Genomic DNA, 19,228 nt, shown 5'->3' with positions numbered 1-19,228 from the left:
CTGCCGTGCTATGGGGCGAGCGACGGTGCTTACTCGGTGCGAGCTGGGGGTCATCACCGCAGGCGCGCTCACCATTCGGGCCCTGCCTCGGAACCGGGATCCGGCAACGGGGGCAACGGTTCACCGGCCGGCTCGCTGCCCCAACTCTGCGTATCGAGGCCCTCGGCCGGGCTCGTCCAGGGCGAGGTCAACTCGTCGAGCCACGGCGGCCCGCTGAACTTCTGCGCGAGGCGCGCGGAGTAGGTCTGCTGTGCGAAGACAGCGCGTTCGATCAACTCATCCGGCGAATGCACGTACCACACGTCCGCCTGCATCGTGGGATGGGCAACCGCGTGCTTGGCCTCCCACTCCACGCCGGGCCACGCGTGGGTATGCCAGCGTTGCGCGAGTTCGGCGTCGGAGCGGCCGTGTACGGTCCGCGAGTACACATCGACGCAGTCGTTGACCGAGTCCGGTGCCATCTCTGCGCGCTCGGCGTCGGTCAACTTGACCGCTGCGGCGTTGATTGTGACCCGTTGCACCAGCGCCACCATGTTGCGCTGGTATTGCTGCTCAGACTCGGGATCCGGGACGGTAAATGGCTTGCCCGTGTTGTGGCGCTCTAGACGCTCGGCCTCGACAGCGGCCATCTGCGCAAGGGTCCACATGTCCTCGGCGACCGCATCCAGCAGCGGGGCCCGGGCTGCGTCGTCGGCGTGTACGACGATGGGGTGGACCATTCGGGAGTGCCAACCCCTGTTACCCTGCTCCCCAGTGTCTTTCGCCAACGTGATGAACTCGTTGTCCACACCGACCGTGCGGGCACGCTCGATGAGTTCGGCGCGCAGCGCGTCGATATCACGCAGCCGCGAGCACCATTGCTCGATGGCCCAGCCACCACGACCGTCACCCGGTCGATAGACCGGCCGCTCCTCGTTCAGGATGACGGTGCTGCGGGCACCGAGACCCTCGATACGATCCAGTAGCCGCGCCTTCCAGGCAGGAAGCACCGGCGGCGGACCGAAGAACCCAGCGCCTGTCATCGCGGATCTTCTTCCAAACCTGCTACGACGCTGCATATTTCTGCCCAGGACTCGCGACAGGCGGTCAGCTCACGGCGGCCGGCAGGGACGGACTGAGAGACGTCGAGGGCGCAGCCGAGTGCGGGGTGTTCGTGTGATCGTTTGTGCGGGATAGACATTGGTGTGCTCCTAGTCCCACGGGTCAGCGCCGGGGATGTCGATGTTCGGAGGCAGAGATTCGTCGTGATCCGCCGTGGGTCCGGATGGGGGCCACCATGCGGAGTCGGGGTCCGCGCTGGCGTCGAGGCCGATGTCGAACCGGGACTTCCCCGAACCCGCTTCGAGCGCGGTAGTGAGGGCGCGTGCTGCGGTGGACAACCATGCCGCCGGGCTCCGTGGCGCTAACGCGAGGCCACTACCGGGCGGTGTGCCGGGCGGGCGGGCCAGTTCGGCGTAGAGCGGCAGGTTGTGCAGGTAAGCATCGACATGGGCATCGATGGCGGGATCGGTATAGACAGACCACCGTCGGTCAAACGCTGTTGGATCGCAGTTCAGGTGGGCCTCGACCGCTGCGCGCCACTGCTGCGACGGCGGCTGATCCCACCACTGCCGGCATTCCTCGGCGTCGGCACCGATCGCCTCGGCGGTGCGGGCCGCACTGGTTCGGATCGCTACCAGGTTGCGTCCCACCTGATCTGCACTCGCGGTTTCCTCCACGACACCGGCTTCACCGCGCCTGTGCACACGCACAACACAGGCCGCGGCCATGTTCGTCAACCGGTCGATATCAGCACCGATACTGCGCACCAGGCGCGCCCGGTGATCGATCCACGGAGCCGGAAGCAATTCCTCGGCACTGAGGCGTATGCCGTGCTCGCCCACTTCACGTGCGTAGCTGACCCAGTCCGGTGGGACCGTGCCCGCGACGTCGTGTTCGAGGCGGTCCCGGCTCCAATCGAGATCGGCGAGGAATTCCCGACCTCGGAAGTCGAGCGTTTCCCCTTGCCTTCTGAACAGTTGTGCTGTGGTTGCGAGATAGTTGATCATTCGCAACCCGCGTGCCCACTCCGGATCAATCGCGTCCAGGCGCACGGTCGCGACTGTGGGAGCGCCCGACCGGAACTGGCCGCGCCGCAAGAACAATTGCGTGGCAACGCGGTCACGTTCGCCGTTCATGCTCACCTCCACGGTCGGTCTGGCCGCCCCGTGCGTTCCCGGGCACCGTTTCGGTCAAGTTGTCGAAGCGCCGGTTGGTGTTGTGCACGTCTGCCGCGCGTTCGGTGGAGGTGAACACCATGCGGAACGGGATGCCGGGCTCGTTGGATTCGCCGGTTTTGAGGAGGAAGCATCCGGTGCCCGGCGGCGCTTCGCGCCGGGTGGGATCCAGGTCGTCATCGCTGGGCGGTCGTGGCGCGGCCCAGGAATTGACCAGCAGTTTCTCGGTCTCGGTGATGCCGATCGCGCCGCGAATGCGGTTGATCTCTTCCGGGCCGACCGGCCCGATCAGTTTCGCGCGAGCTCGTTCGAAGAATCCGAGCGCTTTGGCCTGTGCAGCCGCAGAATCGAACGCGGAGAGGTCTTTGATGGTGTGTGAGCACATGGTCAGGCCGGTCGCGATGACCCGCTGTAGCCGGGTGAGCGCGTCGACTCTGTCGACCATGAACTCCCCGACGCCCAGGACGCGCCAGATCTCGTCCATGACGATTTCGAAGGCGCGTGGCGGTGCGAGTCCGGCGTCGGCGAGGGCGTGAGCGGCGGCGACGGCACCGAATCCGTCGTTCCAGCACACCATCAGCACCGCGGCCAGGAGTTTGGTGTCGCCTTCGGGGATCCGTGAGACGTCCACGCACACCGCGGGGCTGTCGAGGTCCAGTCGCACGGTGGTCTGGCCGTTGAATATCGCACCGAAGGGCCCTTCCACCAGGGCACGCAGGGACCGGCGCAACGTTTTCGTGGCGGCCCGGTAGCCGAGTTCGTCGTCCTCTTCGACGAATTCGCGTAGTCGATCCCCGCCGTCGGAGATGACCTCAAGCAGGTCCGAGAGCACCGGCGGCCGGTCGTAGCTGAATGTGGTGGTGGCGCTGTAGAGTTCGCGCAGGCCGGCGGCGAGCAGGACTTCTTCGTAGTCGGCCACGCGCGCCCCGCGAACGAGTTCGATGAGGCCGGCGACGATGTTGACCTGACTGGCTTCCACGCGGGCGGTGATCTGGCGGCGTTGGTCGGGGTCGTCGAGCTGGGTGACGACGGCGCCGAGTGCGCCGACGTCGAGGGGGTTGATGTGGCCGTGCCCGTAGCCGACGTCGATGACTTGGCCGCCGAGCTCGATCACCAGGTCGCGGTAGTCGGGTTTGGTGTCACCCAGACAGAGCGTGGTTCGCCCGGCGGCCACCGCGCCGGTGACCAGACGCCGGATCAGACTGGATTTGCCGAAACCGTTGAGCGCCAGGACGAAACAACTCGGCGCGGTGAGGAACCCTTTCAGGAACCAGCTCATCGGGTCGAAATGCACGGGCCCGCCGGTGATGTAGTGGATCCCGACCGGTGTGCCCACAGTCGGGGCGCTGGCGCCGATCGCGAAGGGCCACATGCCCGCCACTTGCACGGTCGTGCCGCGCCATTCCGGTGTCGCGGTGACGACCGACGCGCGGCCGCCGCCGAGGCCGGTGTATCCGCGGTCGGACAGCTCGGTCAGCGATCGGTCGAAGCCATCGCCGCCCGAGCTGTCCGCGCGACGCGCCGCGGTGGACCGGCGGTGATCATCGGCCGATATCGCCATCCGTGCCCGCCATCCGCGCAGACCCGCTGTGGCGGCGGCCGCCTCGGTTGCGGTGCGCGCCCCGGGACTGAGCACCCGCACACCGGCAACCAGCTCGGTACGGCTAGATCGAGAAGTGCTGGGCCGCTTAGCTTTTCTCATGCCGACACCCGCTTGGAGATGCTGGTGTGTTCGGCCAGGATCAACCCGATGCCCAGGCTCGCGGCAAACGCGCTGTCCTGGCTGCCGTAGCAGCGGCGCACCCCCAGGCGTGCCGCGGACGTCATGGCTTTCATGGAGGCTTCGATGCCGGGCAGGTCGCCGTCGAGGTGGTCGGTGACAGTGATCAGCAGCCCGAATCGGGTCAGGCCGGCGCCGCGGGCTTGTTCTTCCCGTGCGGCTTTGGTGTTGCCGACGCGGATACCGGCCGAGGCCGAGGCGATGCCGCGTTCGGTTTGCTGGGCGGCGACCGCGTCGCGGAAATCGGAGTCCACGAGTGTGGCGGCTTCGGCGGCCGAGTGCAGCCGGTAGATGACGGCGACGCGTTTGCGGGGGACGTCGGCGCGCGGGCGCAGCAGTTCCTCGAGGACGGTTTCCATCACCGCGCCGCGTGGTGCGGCGTCCATCTCCCAGGTGATCGAGCGGGCGCCGTCGTGCAGGTAGTGATCCCACTGGTTGTGGTGGGCGATCGGCCCGACGCTGGCCCAGGATTGGGTGCTGGTGATGTCGGGGCCTGCGGCTTCGCAGTCGCGTTGGGAGGCCAGGTCGTAGCGGGTGCGCACCAGCGCGAGGACTTCCCACGCTTGCAGCGGGGTCGCGGGCAGTCCGGCCCGCGCGAGCTGGGAGAGCACGCCTTGGAGGCGCTGTCCGATTTCGCGGGCTTGTTCGGCCTCGTCGCGGCGGATACGTCCCTTGCCGATGGCGCGGTAGGTGATCGCGACCCGGGCCTCGATGCGTACACCGATCCCGCCGGTGTCGGCGGCGGCTTCGCGCATCACCACTTTGGCGTAGCGCGGGGCGTTGGGGCGGATGAGCCGGGTGACCTCACGGGCCTGGCGCAGGCGGGTTTCGACCACGTTGTCCAGGACCGAGGTCACAGCCACGACTTCCCCACCGCGTCCTTGCGCGGCGAGGAAAGCACCGTATCCCTCTATCCAGGAGTCGATTTGGGACTGATCGACCAGCTCTTTCCCGCGCGGTACCACCCGCAGGATGACGGTGTAGTGGTCGGTGCGGCGGATGTGGATCATGGCGAACCGTTTCCCGCCCGCGGTCTCGTATTCGGACAGCCGCGAATCCGCCAGTACCCCGGGCAATTTCGATACGCCGGGAATGCGGGAGAACCGTCCGGCCCGATACACGTGCTCGCCGCGGGCCCGGGCGGCGGCGAATTGTGCCCGGAGCAGGACGATTTCCCATCCGGTCCGTCCATTGCGCACGACGGCCAGCGGGGTGAATATCAGTGCGGCGATCACGATCATCGCGCCCGCGGCGCTCAGGGAGCGGGTGACCATGAATCCGACCATGATGGCGATGATCAGTCCGAGCCCGAGCATCGAGACACCCCAGGTGAGCCCGAAAAAGCCGGCGCTGCGGGGTCGTTCCCAGCGGCCGTACATCCGTGAGGTCATCGCCGCACCTCCCCCGGTCCCAGGGAGTCCGGGTCCAGGCCGCCGTTCTCAGTCGCGTCCCGGGTCTGGTTCTCGGCAGCCGAGGCCGTCTGTTGCACAGCCTCTTTCGCAGCACCTGCCACTCCTGCCGCTCCCGCACCAGCCGCGGCCGTCGTGCCGGCACCGCCGGTCGGCGTTGCCCCGGAGGGCTTCGTCGCAGGCGCACCACCACCGCCTGCGGGTGTGCCTCCTCCACCTGGGCCTGGCCCCGGTCCACCGCCGCCGACTGGCGGTGCGCCACCGTTGTGTTCGCCGGAGCCACCGGGCATCGGGCGGCCTCCCCCAGCATCGCCGCCCGGCGGCGGAGGCGAGGGTGGTGTTCCTCCGGCGCCGCCTGCTCCTGGGGAGTGTTCGCCTTCGGCGACTTTGCGTCCTTCCGAGCCACCACCACTGCCGCGATTGCCGACGGTGGCCATCGCGACTCCGGCCATCCCGCCGGCCAGTGCCGCTCCGGCTCCGCCGCCGCCCCCGAGTGTGGCGACCGCCGGTGTGACCAGGCGCATGAGTGCGGGGAGCACGACCACGGTCATCACCAGCAGGATCAGGCCGAGCAGGATCATTTGCGGATCCTTGGTGCGCCCGGCGACGGTGAAACTCATCGCGTACACCAGTGCGCCGACCGGTTTCCACAACATGAAGGCCAGCGACCAGCTCAGCAGCCGCTTATAGCCTTGGGAGCCCGGACCAGTTCCGGAAGCTGCGGCCGCGATGGGCAGGGCCGCGACCACGAGAATCAGCAGCGCTTGGCGGATGACCATCATCGTCAGTTGCACCAGCATGCTGATGGTCCCGAGCAGAAACAACACCACTAACAGACCTGATCCCAGGTGGCTGTTGTGTCGCAGATCGAAATCCACCAGGTTGGTGACCGCACCGTCGAGGTCGCCGCGCGTAGCGTCTTGGATCACCCAGGTCGAGAATCGTTCTCCGGCACGGGTTCCCGCGGTGATCACCACGGCGAAAGTCATGCCCGCGAGTACCGCGCGCCCGAGCATGAGAAACGATTCCTGCGCTTCTCCGGCCGTTCCGCCGCGCTTGGCCAGGGCCAACCGTGCGGCAGCGAAGAGTAGTCCGCCGGTCAGGAGAAGGACTTGCAGTCCGCTGGTGTAGTCCCTGATCCCTGTTAGAACAGGTCCTAGACTTCCGTCGCTGTTCATCAGTTGCGGTGAAGGCGTCGTGGTCCACCACGTCATAGCCATCCGCAACACCATCGCCGTACCGTTGCCGAGCTTGCTGACCAGGTCGTCGAAGGCCGAATTCGCCGCGTCGGAGGCGGCGTTTCCGAGGTATTCGCAGGCTTGCTGTGGTCCGCCGGGTAGGTCGCAGATGCCGGGAAGCTGGGTGTGGATCGGCGCGTCGGTGTGCGCGGGGTTGTTCATGGCTGGCCTTTCCACGACCCGAAGCCCTCATCCAGCGTGGGCGTCGGTATTCCGGGGCCCCAGAGGGTTTCGATGTCCTCGGGTACGCGTACGCGCCAGTCCCCGTCGATCCAGGCCATGGGCCAGGTCGTGATCCGGTAGCCGCCGTTCGTCCGGTTGGCGATCTCCACGACGGCCAGGTCGTCGCGGTATCCGGGGCGCACACGCACGCCGTCCGGAACGACGACGTACCGGGCTGCGGCGGGGGTGTGTTCGCGGGAGCGGGCGAACCGGTTCACCAGTGCGGGCCCGCCACCGTAGTAGCGCTGCGTCACTACCTGCTGCCAGATCCCCTCCGGCGCTGCCAGCGCTCGCCCGAGGGCATCGAGGGCGGCCAGCGCCGCGCCTTGCGGGGTGTGGGCGAAATCCTGTGCGACACCGTGGACTATCCGTGCCGGCCCGTCGCTGCCGGAGACAGGTAGCGCGGCACCACCCCACCCGCGCTGCCACTGCATGCGCGCCGGTGCCGCGGTGAGGTAGTCCGGGCGGGCAGGGTCAGGGCGCGCGCCGGGGTCTTGGCTGAGCGCCACTCCGGATTCCTCGGCGGGTACTTCCAGGCGCGCGCCGAACAGATCGGTCGTCGGCGGCCGGAGCGTGGTGCTCGGTGGCAGGTCGAGGAAGGTGCGCTCGGTCGGCATCGTGGTGGTGACCGGGCCTGTGGCGGTGTGTGCGGTGCCGCCGTCGCGGCTCAGGGTCCAGGCGAACGCTGCGACGACGATGGCGGTGATGCTGGTGAGCAGGATGATCAGCAGGCGGAACGATTTCATCGACGGTGCTCTCCTATCGCGGTGTGAGCGCGGCCATCTCGGCCGGAGGCTGGGTCAGCGCGGTGACTGGGCTGGAGGTGGGGTTTGCGGGTAGCTGTAGGCGCCAGTCCTCGCCTTGCCAGATCATCTGGGCGTGGTTGGCGGTAACGGAGTTGTCGGGGTACAGGCTGTAGACCTCGACCGCAGCGGTGCCGGGGCTGTAGTCGCTGAGTAGGTAGCCCAAGATCTTTGGTGGACCGCTGGTGATGGGTGCGGTGATCGAGATCTGGGCGCGGGCGGTGGCCCAGGCATCGCGGCCGGGGCCGGCGGCGAGCATGTGTTGCCCGACCAGGGGCCATTGGCCATCGGGGGCGATCGACATCCGGACCGTGGCGTGGATCGCCGCCAGGGCCGCACCCGCGGGCCGCCGATCGAATCCGGTGGCGACCGCGCCGTCGATCTGGTGCGGGCCCTCGCCCCCGATAGGCAGCTCGACGCCCTGGAAGGTGGTCCACCGCAACGCTGTCGGTGCGGCGGTGAGAACGGTCGTGGCGATCACGGGATCGGTGACGTCGGCGGAATCAGTGCTGCCGCAAGCCAGCAGACCGGCTGCCATGATCAGCCCGGCGATTGCCAGGGACGCCAATGCGACAAATCTGGTTGCGCGGGAATGCTTCACGGGCAATTCTCCATACTTCTATCAGGTCGGCAGGACCTGGATGGCGAGCGAGCTCGCAGATCCCACCAGGGCCGCGCCGGCGAGCGCGCCGATCAGTCCTTCGATCGACTCCTCGCGATAGAGGCGGATCGCGAGCTGCCCGCCGGCCCAGATCGCCCGGGCGATACAGATCAGCAAGACGAACCAGGCGAGGTAGCCCAGGAGCTCGACCAGCGGCGAAAGCACCTCAGGGGGAAGCGGTTTGGCGGTCACGAGACACCGCCGGTGAGCCGCTGGGTCCGGTAGGCGACTTCGAGGGCGGCCAGGATCGGTCCGCTGGCGCGGTCGGGATGCACGTGCGGCAGCGAGTGCCCGGCGCCCGGGACGGTGTCGTACTCGGCCCAGATCTGTTCGGCCAGCAGGCGCGACCAGCGCGGCGCGACGACAGGATCGAGCTGCCCAGTCTGCACCCAGGTCGGGATGCCCCGCAGCGCGTTGATGGCCTCGGCGCTCAACACACCGCGCGGGTAGGCGGCCAGATCCGCCATCGTTGTCTCGATCGGCTCGTGCAGTCGACGGATGACCTCGGCCAGAGCAGGTGCTCGCGTGCGTCTGCGGCTCCATCGGCTGCGCTGCGGTGCCGTGTACAGGTAGCGGCCCAGTTGTTCGCACATCGTGTGACGTCCGAGCCGCTGGTGGGGTTCGGGTATCACTTCATGCGATGTCGCTGGCGCGTAGGGGAATTCGCTGCATCCGTTGAACATGACGATCCCGGCCAGATCGCGTGCCCGGTGTGGGTCGCGGCTGACCCATTCTTGTATCAGCAGGGAGGCCACCGAATGGGCGACCAGCACGATGGAGCCGTCTACGTGGTCGAGGACACGGTCGAGGTCCTCGGCCAGCGTCCGCAGGCTCAATCGGGTGTGCGGGCCGACGCGGTCGGAGTGGCCGTGGCCGCGCTGGTCGTAGCGGATCTGGGCGATGCCTCCGTCGAGGTGGCGATGCAGGTATGAGATCAACGGCAGCCAGTAGCTGGCGTCGGTGAGCATGCCGTGGACGTAGACCACCGACGCCGGCGCCGACGCCGCGCCCGTGCGTCGTGCCGAGAGCTGGACCTTGTCGCGGGCAGTGATCGCGAAGGCATGGTCCTTGAGTGAAGGGATCATGGGCGGGCCTCGTGGTAAGTCAGCGTTCGCGTCGACCTCGTGTTCGCGTGATCGCCGAACATGTCTGTGCACAGGTAGGGATGAATCCGGAAGGCGCGCATGGGTTATCCGCCTCCGGTCACGACAGCGTTCATGATCGGCCCGGCGCTGGTGGCGACGATGCCGCCGAAGAGAGCACCCAGAATGATCTTGGGTGATTCGACAGCGCCGCCGTGAAAGCGCTCCCAGCCGAATTTGCCGCCGCCGTAGATCACCGCCGCGATTCCCGCGAGCGACACGAACCACGCCAGGTAGTTGACCAGGTTGACGAACTTGTCCATTTCCGGCGGGTTGCGCGGTGTGATCTTGATGTCGGCAAGAACGGTGAGCGCCTCACTGACCGCGTGCGCGGTACTCATGTTGGATCCTCCGAATCCTGTTGTTGGGCAGCGTGACTGGCCGCGAGCCGGTTGATGATGTGTGCGCCGGCTCGGTGTACGTCGAGCGGCACCGCTTCGGTGAGCCGGGTTTTGCGGCGTGCGGGGGCGGGATCGAATGGGCTGTATCGGGCGAGTTCGGCGAGGTCGAGGACGACGAGTTCGTCGTGCCAGCCGATGGTGTAGACCTGCTGCGCCAGCTCGGCGACGACGCCGCGGTAACGGCGCACCGCGGCAGGGACGGTGCCGGGTCGGGCGGCGGTCAGCACCAGCCCGATCACGGTGACTCCTTCCGGGGCGTGGCCGGCGTGCCATTCGCGCAGGCGTTCCGCGGCGGCGGTGAGGCCGGGCATGCAGAGCCGGGCGGCGATGAGGACGCGTTGGGTGGTGCGTGGTGAGGCGGGCCAGGCCAGGCCGGTGTCCGCCGATGGAGCCCACCAGCGGGCCAGGGTCGAGGCGCCTGCGCCGCCGTGCGCGCCGAGTACCGCGAACAGCGGGGGGTGTTCGGCGGTGGTGGGCAGCGGAGTGTCGCGTACCGGTGCCCTGCGTTCCGGTGCGGGTCCGACGATCGTGGCCGGATCCAGCCGACCCGGTGCCGGTGTGTGCCGGTGGCGCTGGAGGGGCGCGGCGTTCATCGGTTCAGCCCCGCTTCTGGATGTTGGTGATCACGGTGCCGTGTTCGTCGGCCGCGACGTTGATCAGTTGCAGGTAGTCCAGGCGGGTGCCGTCGGGGTGGCGTTCGACCAGGTGCACCTCCGCGGCGGTGCTGTCGGTGATCGGAGTGATCGCGACGCAGTGCGTGGTGCCGGGCGGGATCGACGCGATTCCGGCCGCGAGACCCTCGAGGACCAGTCCGGCCCCAGGGGCGACCAACGCCAGGGCCGCCGCGGCGTCGCGTTGGACGTAGTAGGCGAATTCGAATGCCGCGATCACTCCGGTGAGGCTGGCGGTGTCGCCGGCCTTGTCGGTGACCGTTGTCCCGGACAAGCCGGTGCAGGCGGCAGCGATAGTGGCTGTCGCGGAGGTCGGTGGTGCGGCGGTTGCCGTGGGCAGCGCGGTGGACGTGTCCGGGCCTCCGGCGATGACGCCGACCCAGATTCCGGCGCCGGCAGTGCTCAGCACGGCGGTAATCGCGATCCCTATCCACCAGCGCCGCAACCGGTTCGGTGATTCGACCTCAGGTGCCGGTGGTTCGGTGTCGGGGTTGATCCATTGCCATTCCGACCCGGCGGCGATGCCGTCGCCGTCGACGGGGGTGGGCGAGAGCGGTTGTACGGCAGCGGGTCGGGTCGGGTGCAGCCATCCCCAGCCGTGTTCGATCTGGTGGTCGTGCGGGGTATGGGTGCTGGGCATGAGCGGTTCGCCTCCTTCGCTGATGGCTGGTGAATGTGAGGTTTGAGGGGCCCTCCGGGCGCAGGGCCGGGGAGAGAATCAGGCGACGGGAAGAGGTGGGGTCGTCGGCTGATCCGGTGCGCCCGAAGGGGTTTAACGACCACCACTGGTTGTCGATGGCGCGGTGGTGGTGCTGGTCTGGGGTTGCGGCGCGGTGAGCGCGGGTGTGGTGTGGGCGAGGTCGTGGGCCAAGGCGGTGAACCATTCGGCGGTCGCGGCCAGCGGTGAACTGCCGGTCGGGGTGGCCGGTGCGCTCTGGTAGGAGCCGTGGCGGCCGGTGGTGGAGCTGTATTGGGCCGAGCTGGCCACGCTGTAGAGCTCTCGCTGGTCGGTGACGGTGCTGGTGACCGCCTCGAACGCGGCGTTGATCCAGCGGCTCGCGGTTTGTGGCGGCACGAGCTCGACGACCGCGTCGGCGACTTTCGCGCCGAGGGCCGCGACCGCGGCCCATGGGTTGGCCATGCCGACGACCGCGAGTTCGCCGATGGTTTGGGGGGTGATCACCTTCTGCGCGACCGAGATCACCGCGTTCAGCCCGATCGTGCCCAGCTTCATCAGCGCCGCCAGCGCGTCATGCGGGCCTGGCGGTGTGGCGTCCGGCTGGGAGGCCTCGGCCAAGCGCTGACCGAGCGGTTTGGCGGGCTCGTAGGACAGCTGGTCGAGGCTGGTGCCGTGGAGGTCTTCGTTGACCACATCGACCGCGGTGGTGAACGCTGTCGCCGACAATGCCTCGGCGACAGAGGAAATCGCCGCGATCGGGTCATGCAGATCCGAGCGGGCCGCGATGTTGGCGACCGTCGTCGCCAGCGACCCACCGATGGGAGCGTCGCAGGTAGCGTCGCCCGCCACGCACAGATCGGCGATCCGACCGGTCAGCGCCCCATAACTCGACGGTGATGCGGCGGTGATGCCGGCGCCGGTCAGTGCCGGGTTGTTCAACGCGACGCTCGTTGTCTGCTGCCCTGCCGTACCGGGTGCGGCCGCGGGCCCGCCAGCTCGAGAACGACCGGGCAGTACGGGTGAGTTCGCTGAGCGAGTGGGGTTGGCCAGCAACGCGATTCCCGCGACCTGGTCGGGTGCGATCGGGGCCGACCCGGCACCGACGTGCTGGGCGAATCGCGACACCGCCGGTGCGCCTTGGGCGTAGCCGGCGGCGGCGAGTTTGGTTGCCGGGCAGCGGCGTACGAGTTCGGCGGCGGCGTCTTCGAGCCGTTGCGCCGTGGTGGTGACCGCGTCGTCGTAGGTCAGGGCGGTGCCGTTGCCGTCGCGGCCGAAGAGGATGTAGGAGCGCTGGACCGCCTCCCCTGCCTTCGCCGCCAGCGGTGCGAACATCTGGCCCAGCGCGCCGCTGTCGCTGCTGAGTTGGGCATCCGGGCTCGATTCGTCACCACCCTGAACCCCGAACACATACAGGGCGGGGCACTTCGGACCGATCGGCACACTCGTGTCCGGCGCTGCGGAGACCGCGCCCGTCCCGAGACCGCAGACAGCGAACACCACCACGGCTGTCGCGATCACCCGCAGTCGGGTGGACGTGACGGTCCCGGGGTTCACGGTGTTGTGCATGGTGTTTCACCTCCTTGGGAGGGTTGGTGAGGGGGCCTGCCCGCACCCTCGCCGGGGGGTTGCGGTGGGTGCGGGCAGGCGATTCAGGTGGTCTCGGGCGCAGAGGACGCGGACGTCGTCGCGGCGCCGGATGAGGTGGGGCGTCGTTGCAGATAGCTGGCCAGGCGCGAGATCGCTTCGCCGGCTCCGTCAGCGGCGGCACCGAGGTGGCTGTTGTGGTACTCGCGCCAGCTCAGGTCGACACCGAGTGTGCGGTAGGCGGCGAAGAGTTCTCGTCCCATCGCGACGGGAACGAGGGCGTCCTGCGTGCCGTGGTAAAGGTGCACCGGCACTCGTGGTGCCACACGGGCGCTTTGCTCGTTGGACGTGACGTAGCGCCACATCGCGTCGTTCCAGGGGTCGGGTCGTTCGCACCACTGGCCCAGCGGCTGGTGGCGGTAGTCGACCTGGATATCGACCGCGTCCAGCTTCGATGCCCGCTTGATGACCTCGCGCCCGGATTCGAGCAGGATGTGGTCGACCGGCAGGTGCCGGTAGGCGCGCCCGAGCCCGATCAACCCGGCCAGCGCGAGCCCCGCCCACGGACCGCCGTCGATCTCGGAGATCAGCGCGCCGGGATCGGCGACCACGGCACCGGCGGCCACACCGCGCAGATCCAGCTCCGCCGCATAGTCCGGGTGGGTCTCCCCCGCCCAGATCGCCGTACGGCCACCATCACCGAATCCCCACACCGCACACGGGCTCTCGCTTGCCTCCAGTCCTGGCATAGCGCGTACCGCGCGCGCCAGATCCAACACAGCTCGCGCGCCCGCATGCCCGGCCAGGAACTGATAGGGGCCCAGGTCGGTCATGCCCAACCCCGGACCGTCGGGCACCGCGACGGTCCATCCGCGCTGCAACCCGGCGCTGATGAATCCGGCTTCGGGCTCCTCCCCGCGCGCCAGCAGCTGCGACGGCGCGCACGGCCCCGCGAGGCCATGGAAACGCGGGCAGTACAGCAGGGTTGGGCCGGCGCCGGCTATCTCGTTGGTCGCGGGGGTGATCACGATTCCCGAGGCCGGAAGCGGTGCGCCGAAGCCGGTGCGGGTGGCGTAGACGATCTGCCAGGCGCGCCCGGCGCCGTCCAGCCCCGGCACCTGCACCGCTCGTCGGCGCAAGATCGTGCCCGGTAGGTGCTCGAATCCGACTCTGCCGCTGTAGAAGTCGTCGCGTGTAGTGGGTGTGCTCATCATCTGCTCCCGGCGATGTCGTGGGCGAGGGCGATCATCCAGGCGATGCCCGAGTTGAGTTGGCCGCTGGCGGCGTAGCCGGTGTGGCGGGCGACGGTGTCGGCGTAACGCAGCCACACCGCGGGGTTGACCAAGTCGGCGTTGTCGGCGACGAGTTGCCCCCAGGCTGTGGAGAGTTGACCGGCGAGCTTGGGCAGCAACGCGATCGGATTCGCCGCGATCGTGGCGGTGATCTCGTTCCACCGGGCCTCGGCAGCACCTCGCTCGGCCGGTGCCGACAGGCGCGGGTCGGCGGCTTCGATCAGCCGGTCGGCCAGAGACAACTGCGGGACGTAGTCGACATTGCCGCCGCCGACCTGAAAATCTGTGAGAACGACCGTGGTCCAGGCATCACCGAGTGCCGCGGAGAACACCGCTTGCAGTGAGCCCAGCGCGGTGAGGGGGTCGCGCAGATCGGCCTGGGCGGCGACTTCCGCGCCGACCCGCAGCAGCGTCGCCCGGTCCGGTGCCGAGCAGGCCAGGTCGCCGTCGGTGCAGATGTCAGCGACGCGGCCGGTCAGTGCGCCGTAGCTGGTGTGGCCGTCGGCGATTCCGGCGCCACCGGCGGGTGGGTTGGTGATCTGCACGCCCGAGACCGCGCCACCGCTGGTGCCTGGCGCCGGGTCCGGTGTGATCTGGCCGGGCCGGCCAGGAAAGGTCGGGGCGTCCGGGGCGCGGTCCGGGCTCGAGTACAGCGCGATGCCCGCGATCCGCTCCGGCGCGATCGGCCCCGCGCCGGCGCCGACGTCGGCGGCGAAGCTCGATATCGCTTGAGCGCCTTGGGAGTATCCGATGCCGGCGATCATGGTTGCCGGGCAGGTTTCGGCGATCTGGGTCACCGCCGCGTCGAGCTGGCGGCGGGCCTCGGCGACCGACACCGCATATGGCGACGACCCGCCACCGGGGACAGCACCACCGAAACCTGCGGGATAGCCGATATAGCTGCGCTGCACCAGATCCGGGACAGCGGCAAGTACCGGAGCCAGCAGCGAGCCGAGCATTCCGTTGTCGGCCAGCGGATCCGCCCCTGGTGAGGACTGCCCGGTCCCTTGGACTCCCAGCACGTACAAGGCAGGACATCCTGGCCCGATCGGCACCGCCGAACTCGCCGCCGCGGTCATCGCGGCGGCAGCTCCGATAACTGCCACCACCGCCACTGCCGACGCCGTACTGCGCTTTTTCACCGCACGGGTGGTCATGGTTGCCCAACCCCCACCCCTGCTCCGAAACCCGCGCCGACCGTGCCTCCGGCGACCGCACCGACGACGGCGGCCGGGATACCGACGACTGCGGCTCCTGCCGCTGCTCCAGCCGCCGCGCCGAGGGCGGTGCCCGCGACTCCGGACGTGACTGTGCCGATGACCGGTACGGGGATGACGGTGCCCAGGGCGGCTCCGGCGATACCGCCGATCGTGCCGCCGATCAGTCCGCCGACCACCGCGCCCGCGGCGCCGACCGGGACACCGGCGATCGCCGCGCCTGCCACGCCGCCGATACCCGCGCCGGCCAGCGTCGCGCCGCCGACACGGTCCGAACGTCCGGCCTCGATACCGATCGAGTCCAGCGCTGTCGCGAGCTGGGCCTCGGCGCCGGCGGCAGTGGTGTTGATAGTGTCCGCGCAGTCTGGGGGAAGCCAGTCCGGGCGCGGGGTCTGCCATTGCCCGATCCGAATCATGTTCTCCGGGGCCTCGATTGGTGCCACGGGAGCAACCGGTTCGGGCAAGTGCAGTTCTTCGATTCGAATGGGTTCCACCGGCTCGTCGACCGGTGGAGCCGGCCGGGCGGAGGTTCCGTTGCGCACCTCTGGGGGCTGCGAGTAGTAAACCGTGGGTGCCGACGGTGGTTCCGGCGCCGGAGCCGGCGGAGGAGGCGGCGGTGGGGCGGTTGTCCCTGGTTGTGACGGACTGGTCACACCCGGCTGGTCGGCAATCACTGCTGGTGAGGTCACCGCACCAGCTGGACCCGCGACCGCGAGGACCATAGCGAGCGGCACCGCACCGGCCAGGATCACCCGGCTGCCGCGAATGCTGTTGTTGGTCAGCGCATTCCGGCCGGCCGGTAGGCCCTTGCTGTGACGGGGACTGCGGCTGCCCACGCTCGAGCGTTTCCTTGATGGGGGCATGGCGAATACACCCTTCGTCCTGAAGGTTGGAATGGGGATTAGTAGGCGAATGCGACGCAATGGCGCCGCCCGCACCTCCCAGTCGCGAATGCTCCCGGGAGGCCCGCCGCTTCTCAGGGCGTGTATGTCAGATGAAAGGAAGGATCAACGCAAGCGCTTGATAAGCAACGGACAATCCGTTGCTGAGCAAAGACAATCCGGCGTTGACCCAACCCAGAATCACAAAGGGGTCCAATTCAGCTTCCTCTCAATCGGTTTGGACGAGCACTCTTATCCAAACTCCGGAAGCACCTTGAGGACCAGCCTTTGCATCCATCTCATTTCTGTTACCAGTAATAGTGTCACTTGGCGAAACCACTCTCTACCAGCGCCTATAGAGCCCATTTGACACTACGACTATGAAACACAATTCTGCCGAAGCATGGTTTCGGAGTTCATCGATGCAGAGCGAGACGTCCTCCAGATATCCCAGGCAGCGAACCTTCTGCCAACTTCCAGGCGGCAGTTCTTGCCGGGTCGTAGCCGATCTGGTAGGAACAAACCATCCATCCAGGGGGCAATCGAATAGCGTATCGTCGTCCGCCTCACGGCGGAAGACACCGAACAGGGGGCCTCCGCAGCATGGTCTGGGATCCGATCCTTCTACCCAACAAGCCGTGGCGTCAGCCGCGCATCCCGACGTTGGGCACCGCTTGCCGTCATTTCCGCGAGGGCCGTCGCATGTCGCGGGAGGTCGCGTGCAAAACCTTCGGTGTCGCGACGTCGTGGTTGTTCCAGATCGAAATGCAGAACAAAATGCCGAGCATCGAGGTTCTCGACCAGATCATCAAGGGCTACAACCTTGACAGCGCGCAGGCCAGACATCTCCAGCAACTCCGTGTGCCGTCTGAAACCCTCGAATCCTCACACGATCTCCGTCACCGTGTCACCACCAACGCTGCGCAAATGGCCCATCTGCGCGACCTCGAAGACCTGGGTGTTCTGGGTGCCTACGTCGACCCGATGGCGTCTATCCTGGCTTGCAACAACCTATTCCGGACCGCAATGCCCGGTGTCGAAGACGAAGACATGGGATCGTATCCGGTGTGGCTGTTCAGTCCTCAAGCCAAGGAGGTGGTTGTCGAATGGCCCCGCGAAGCCGATCATGGCGTCGCAGCCACCAAAGGTGCCCTCGGCCGCTACCGCGACGCCCGGCAAAGCCAAGACCTGCTACGGCACCTGAGGAACAACAAGGAGTACCGCAACCGGTGGGCCGCAAACATCACCATCTCCTACGGCCGTGACACCAACGATCTGCTCCGGCTGCGGGATCCGGTCACCAAGGTTGTGACCCCTTACGCCTTCAGCCACTCTCCTCAGTCACGCAGCGTCCTACTCTACGTCGGCTTCCCCAAAAACGATGCAACACATCGCCTCTCCTGATCCACAGATCTGGGTCGGCGCCCCGGCAGCCTCGGATCGAGGCTATCGAGAATCCAGTAACCCGTCGGCAAGCCCCGCTCCCAACGGTTCTTGTCACCGGAAGCCCCCAAGTTATCGGCCCCTACGCGCCACGCGCTGGTATCTCGTCACCTCGCCGCGCCGTAGCCAACTTATGAAGGCCCATTCCATAATGGGACCGACCTATACCGACGCTGATGATAAGGATCACCGATATGACGCGAAATCGCAGCCACGAACACACGAACATGTCCGATCCTAGGATTCTTGAGGACACGTTTCCGGTGTCAGCAGGCGCTCGCGCCTTACGGAAATCTGTACGCTGGTATACCGAACAGCTCAAATCTGGGCGTTTTCCGGGACACCAGGCGGGCCGCACCTGGTTCCTCACCGCCAGCGATATCCGCGTCGCGATCGAAATATGCAGGCCCTCAAACAAATCCGCCAAGACTCGCGCATCGAAGGCCGATCGGTCCGCGGGATCACGTCCCCCTGCGAAGGGCGTAAACCGCAGCCGTAGAGAGATACCACCCCGGGGAGATCACCGACGACCGCCAGCAGTCAGCCCCTATTCCGAGGACTGACCTGCTCTCCTACTCCGCTGCAAAGTGCGCGGGGCGCGCCCCTCTTTACGAATCACATTGAGCACCACCATGTCTGAGGTTCCCGGCACTGCCGTCAACGTCACGCTGTACCCCACCACTGCATCGCTCCCTGGAACGCGGAAGTACTTCAGATCAGTGCTGTCGCGCTCGTAACTGACGTCGATGTTTTCGACCCAAAACTGACGAAAGTCACTGTTACCACTGAGTGTACGTAGGAGGGCCTTTGCCTGTTCGGTATCGCGGTAGCGGGCAAGCACACCCTTTGCCGTCGCCACCGCACGGGGCGCTTCCACCTCCCATTCGGCGCATAGTTCCTTCGCAGCCGGGGAGAACATCCACAGCAGGATCGAGCCTGCTTCATCGATGCCCGGCAACACCGATCGCAGCAGGTCGTTGCATGCGATTACGGTGAAAAGTGGAGTCAGGTAAGCGGCCGGCATGCCGCGGCTCTGCAGATCTTGCAGATGCGCAGAGAACCATGCCTCGGTTCTTACCCGTTGCCGCAGTTCCTCATCCGGCGTGAGATCTTGCGGCGGCATACGCAGGTCCTGCAAGTAGCGAGCCTGATTCTTATCCAGGCCGTAGCCGTCGATCAGGCTCTCGAGCTTGTCCTGACTGGGCGTGTATGCCCCCTTCTCGAGTTCGTAGATGTAGCCGAGGGAGATCTTCTTATTGCAATTAAAGTAGGCCACAGCCCGCGACATACTTCGATGGTCGCGGATTTGCCGCAACGCTACGGACAACTCCGGGGGGCTGACATCTACGCGCCCACGACGGCCATTGCCCCGTCCACGGCGGCCCGACTTATCGGCCATAACTGTGTGCCCCCTTTCCACGCACTGGCCTGGGTATACGCACGTCAGGCCCCGATGACTCGGGCATGGACTACGACCTGTGCATCGACTCGCCGATCCGCTACAGCCGGCGCCACAGTCCGAGGCGCTGCAATTTGCCTATGAACTGCCGTCTGGACAGGGCTCACGATCGTCCAGGATCGGAGGTACG

General features: G+C 67.3%; 18 protein-coding genes. 1 reads left to right on the top strand and 17 read right to left on the bottom strand.

What is annotated here, in order from left to right:
• Positions 1-68: 68 nt before the first annotated feature.
• The 16 genes from ACFYO1_RS02835 to ACFYO1_RS02760 form a co-directional block, all read right to left on the bottom strand.
• On the bottom strand, positions 69-1,022 hold the full coding sequence (locus tag ACFYO1_RS02835) for a hypothetical protein (RefSeq protein ID WP_387226518.1): 954 nt from the start codon (positions 1,020-1,022) through the stop codon (positions 69-71).
• 168 nt (positions 1,023-1,190) lie between these two features.
• On the bottom strand, positions 1,191-2,177 hold the full coding sequence (locus ACFYO1_RS02830) for a hypothetical protein (RefSeq protein WP_387226515.1): 987 nt from the start codon (positions 2,175-2,177) through the stop codon (positions 1,191-1,193).
• On the bottom strand, positions 2,161-3,918 hold the full coding sequence (locus ACFYO1_RS02825) for a hypothetical protein (RefSeq protein WP_387226513.1): 1,758 nt from the start codon (positions 3,916-3,918) through the stop codon (positions 2,161-2,163). Before ACFYO1_RS02825 ends, ACFYO1_RS02830 begins: the two co-directional genes overlap by 17 nt.
• Positions 3,915-5,387, bottom strand: a complete 1,473-nt coding sequence (locus tag ACFYO1_RS02820; protein WP_387226511.1) for an SCO6880 family protein — start codon at positions 5,385-5,387, stop codon at positions 3,915-3,917. The genes ACFYO1_RS02825 and ACFYO1_RS02820 overlap by 4 nt, the downstream gene beginning before the upstream one ends.
• Positions 5,384-6,805, bottom strand: a complete 1,422-nt coding sequence (locus ACFYO1_RS02815) for a hypothetical protein (RefSeq protein WP_387226508.1) — start codon at positions 6,803-6,805, stop codon at positions 5,384-5,386. The genes ACFYO1_RS02820 and ACFYO1_RS02815 overlap by 4 nt, the downstream gene beginning before the upstream one ends.
• Positions 6,802-7,611 carry a hypothetical protein gene (locus tag ACFYO1_RS02810; protein WP_387226506.1) on the bottom strand — a complete coding sequence of 270 codons (810 nt, stop codon included), beginning with the start codon at positions 7,609-7,611 and terminating at the stop codon, positions 6,802-6,804. Before ACFYO1_RS02810 ends, ACFYO1_RS02815 begins: the two co-directional genes overlap by 4 nt.
• A gap of 13 nt (positions 7,612-7,624) precedes the next feature.
• Entirely contained in the window at positions 7,625-8,236 is a 612-nt protein-coding gene (locus tag ACFYO1_RS02805) for a hypothetical protein (RefSeq protein WP_387226504.1), read from the bottom strand.
• A gap of 54 nt (positions 8,237-8,290) precedes the next feature.
• Entirely contained in the window at positions 8,291-8,521 is a 231-nt protein-coding gene (locus tag ACFYO1_RS02800) for a hypothetical protein (protein ID WP_387226502.1), read from the bottom strand.
• Positions 8,518-9,414 (bottom strand): alpha/beta fold hydrolase, encoded by an 897-nt coding sequence (locus ACFYO1_RS02795; RefSeq protein WP_387226500.1) that lies wholly within the window; start codon positions 9,412-9,414, stop codon positions 8,518-8,520. The genes ACFYO1_RS02800 and ACFYO1_RS02795 overlap by 4 nt, the downstream gene beginning before the upstream one ends.
• Positions 9,415-9,518: 104 nt before the next feature.
• Positions 9,519-9,812, bottom strand: coding sequence for a hypothetical protein (locus ACFYO1_RS02790; RefSeq protein WP_387226497.1), 294 nt, complete (start codon positions 9,810-9,812; stop codon positions 9,519-9,521).
• Positions 9,809-10,465: a hypothetical protein gene (locus tag ACFYO1_RS02785; RefSeq protein WP_387226495.1), complete on the bottom strand. Its 657-nt coding sequence runs from the start codon at positions 10,463-10,465 to the stop codon at positions 9,809-9,811. Before ACFYO1_RS02785 ends, ACFYO1_RS02790 begins: the two co-directional genes overlap by 4 nt.
• Before the next feature lie 4 nt (positions 10,466-10,469).
• Positions 10,470-11,183: a hypothetical protein gene (locus ACFYO1_RS02780; RefSeq protein WP_387226493.1), complete on the bottom strand. Its 714-nt coding sequence runs from the start codon at positions 11,181-11,183 to the stop codon at positions 10,470-10,472.
• A 132-nt stretch (positions 11,184-11,315) separates the two neighbouring features.
• The gene (locus ACFYO1_RS02775) at positions 11,316-12,788 is read right to left on the bottom strand and encodes a cutinase family protein (RefSeq protein WP_387226491.1); all 1,473 of its coding nucleotides are present in this window, start codon (positions 12,786-12,788) and stop codon (positions 11,316-11,318) included.
• Positions 12,789-12,871: 83 nt separating this feature from the next.
• Positions 12,872-14,017, bottom strand: coding sequence for a lipase family protein (locus tag ACFYO1_RS02770; protein WP_387226489.1), 1,146 nt, complete (start codon positions 14,015-14,017; stop codon positions 12,872-12,874).
• The gene (locus ACFYO1_RS02765; RefSeq protein ID WP_387226487.1) at positions 14,017-15,255 is read right to left on the bottom strand and encodes a cutinase family protein; all 1,239 of its coding nucleotides are present in this window, start codon (positions 15,253-15,255) and stop codon (positions 14,017-14,019) included. The genes ACFYO1_RS02770 and ACFYO1_RS02765 overlap by 1 nt, the downstream gene beginning before the upstream one ends.
• Entirely contained in the window at positions 15,252-15,758 is a 507-nt protein-coding gene (locus tag ACFYO1_RS02760; protein WP_387226485.1) for a hypothetical protein, read from the bottom strand. Before ACFYO1_RS02760 ends, ACFYO1_RS02765 begins: the two co-directional genes overlap by 4 nt.
• Before the next feature lie 1,041 nt (positions 15,759-16,799).
• Between ACFYO1_RS02760 and ACFYO1_RS02755 the strand changes: the two genes are divergently transcribed.
• Entirely contained in the window at positions 16,800-17,600 is an 801-nt protein-coding gene (locus ACFYO1_RS02755; protein ID WP_387226483.1) for a hypothetical protein, read from the top strand.
• A 586-nt stretch (positions 17,601-18,186) separates the two neighbouring features.
• Here the strand turns inward: ACFYO1_RS02755 and ACFYO1_RS02750 are convergent.
• On the bottom strand, positions 18,187-18,927 hold the full coding sequence (locus ACFYO1_RS02750) for a hypothetical protein (RefSeq protein WP_387226481.1): 741 nt from the start codon (positions 18,925-18,927) through the stop codon (positions 18,187-18,189).
• Positions 18,928-19,228: the final 301 nt, after the last annotated feature.

Origin of the sequence: Nocardia sp. NPDC006044 (assembly GCF_042871115.1) — a bacterium.
Classification (GTDB): Bacteria; Actinomycetota; Actinomycetes; order Mycobacteriales; family Mycobacteriaceae; genus Nocardia.
This window is presented reverse-complemented; position numbering and strand designations above follow the sequence as displayed.

Excerpts from the sequence above, each read along its gene's own strand:
- ACFYO1_RS02795 (WP_387226500.1), bottom strand. The coding sequence starts at position 9,414 with ATGATCCCTTCACTCAAGGACCATGCCTTCGCGATCACTGCCCGCGAC.
- ACFYO1_RS02765 (WP_387226487.1), bottom strand. The coding sequence starts at position 15,255 with ATGACCACCCGTGCGGTGAAAAAGCGCAGTACGGCGTCGGCAGTGGCG.
- ACFYO1_RS02780 (WP_387226493.1), bottom strand. The coding sequence starts at position 11,183 with ATGCCCAGCACCCATACCCCGCACGACCACCAGATCGAACACGGCTGG.
- ACFYO1_RS02755 (WP_387226483.1), top strand. The coding sequence starts at position 16,800 with ATGGTCTGGGATCCGATCCTTCTACCCAACAAGCCGTGGCGTCAGCCG.
- ACFYO1_RS02785 (WP_387226495.1), bottom strand. The coding sequence starts at position 10,465 with ATGAACGCCGCGCCCCTCCAGCGCCACCGGCACACACCGGCACCGGGT.
- ACFYO1_RS02790 (WP_387226497.1), bottom strand. The coding sequence starts at position 9,812 with ATGAGTACCGCGCACGCGGTCAGTGAGGCGCTCACCGTTCTTGCCGAC.
- ACFYO1_RS02835 (WP_387226518.1), bottom strand. The coding sequence starts at position 1,022 with ATGACAGGCGCTGGGTTCTTCGGTCCGCCGCCGGTGCTTCCTGCCTGG.
- ACFYO1_RS02820 (WP_387226511.1), bottom strand. The coding sequence starts at position 5,387 with ATGACCTCACGGATGTACGGCCGCTGGGAACGACCCCGCAGCGCCGGC.
- ACFYO1_RS02750 (WP_387226481.1), bottom strand. The coding sequence starts at position 18,927 with ATGTCGCGGGCTGTGGCCTACTTTAATTGCAATAAGAAGATCTCCCTC.
- ACFYO1_RS02830 (WP_387226515.1), bottom strand. The coding sequence starts at position 2,177 with ATGAACGGCGAACGTGACCGCGTTGCCACGCAATTGTTCTTGCGGCGC.
- ACFYO1_RS02810 (WP_387226506.1), bottom strand. The coding sequence starts at position 7,611 with ATGAAATCGTTCCGCCTGCTGATCATCCTGCTCACCAGCATCACCGCC.
- ACFYO1_RS02815 (WP_387226508.1), bottom strand. The coding sequence starts at position 6,805 with ATGAACAACCCCGCGCACACCGACGCGCCGATCCACACCCAGCTTCCC.
- ACFYO1_RS02775 (WP_387226491.1), bottom strand. The coding sequence starts at position 12,788 with ATGCACAACACCGTGAACCCCGGGACCGTCACGTCCACCCGACTGCGG.
- ACFYO1_RS02770 (WP_387226489.1), bottom strand. The coding sequence starts at position 14,017 with ATGAGCACACCCACTACACGCGACGACTTCTACAGCGGCAGAGTCGGA.
- ACFYO1_RS02825 (WP_387226513.1), bottom strand. The coding sequence starts at position 3,918 with ATGAGAAAAGCTAAGCGGCCCAGCACTTCTCGATCTAGCCGTACCGAG.